Origin of the sequence: Vibrio sp. 10N.222.55.C6, assembly GCF_041473395.1 — a bacterium.
Taxonomy (GTDB): Bacteria; Pseudomonadota; Gammaproteobacteria; order Enterobacterales; family Vibrionaceae; genus Vibrio; species Vibrio crassostreae_C.
This window is the reverse complement of record NZ_JBFRSD010000262.1, coordinates 1-337: the sequence shown is the minus strand read 5'-3', so window position 1 is coordinate 337 and position 337 is coordinate 1. Positions and strand designations below refer to the sequence as shown.

The 337-nt window shown below is 48.4% G+C and carries 1 protein-coding gene; it reads left to right on the top strand.

Annotated features, from left to right (window positions below; genetic code table 11):
* On the top strand, nucleotides 1-337 hold a 337-nt coding region (locus tag AB4486_RS23565; RefSeq protein ID WP_372118986.1), incomplete at both ends, for a VCBS domain-containing protein.

Sequence of the window (337 nt, the reverse complement as noted above, 5' to 3'; positions counted from 1 at the left end):
TGCAATATCTTGATGACGATGAGTTCGTCACCGAGGTTTATACTGTTACTGCGATTGACGGAACCACCAGTGAAGTGACCATCACCATCAACGGTGCCGATGATCCGTCAGAGATTACTGTTGGTGAAGGTGATTCTGACATGGGTGAAGTGACGGAAGATGTCGATGTCGACCAAGAGAGCAACAACTTAACAACCTCCGGAACGCTAACCATCACCGATGTAGACGACAACGACGTTGCTGCTTTTGAACCCAACGGAACGTTTAATCCGGAAGGTTCGACCAATGATACCGCGTTGGGTATGTTGACCATTACCGACGATGGCGAATGGACTTA